Annotated in this window: 1 protein-coding gene; it reads left to right on the top strand. The window is 67.9% G+C overall.

Annotated features, from left to right (window positions below; all coding sequences use genetic code 11):
- Positions 1-87: 87 nt before the first annotated feature.
- On the top strand, positions 88-399 hold a 312-nt coding region (locus OQ02_RS39375; protein ID WP_033443782.1), incomplete at its 3' end, for a TetR/AcrR family transcriptional regulator.

The following is a 399-nucleotide window of genomic DNA, read 5'->3' as shown; positions in this document are numbered from 1 at the left end:
CTCGGTTCCGTCTGGCGCAACGGGAGGACGGCACTCCGCTCCCTTCGATCGGGATCACCGATACGGAACCGAGTGGTACCGTCTGGTATGGCCACGAACGCGAAAGAACGGCTCCTCAGCGCGGCGGAGCGTCTGTTCTACGAAGAAGGGATCCGGGCCGTCGGCATCGAGCGGATCCTGTCCGAGTCCGGAGTGGGCCGCGCCTCCTTCTACCGCCATTTCCCCAGCAAGGACGACGTGGTCGTCGAAGTCCTGCGGCGCCGCGACGCCATGTGGCGCGCCTGGCTCGACGGCCGGATCACGGTCAGCGAGCGCTCCCCCGAAGAGCTGCCCCTGGCCCTCTTCGACGGCTTGGCGGAACGATTCGCGGCGGCCTCGTTCCGGGGCTGCGCCTTCATC

This window comes from Saccharothrix sp. NRRL B-16314, from assembly GCF_000716595.1.
In the GTDB taxonomy this organism is placed as follows: domain Bacteria; phylum Actinomycetota; class Actinomycetes; order Mycobacteriales; family Pseudonocardiaceae; genus Actinosynnema.
This window is presented reverse-complemented; position numbering and strand designations above follow the sequence as displayed.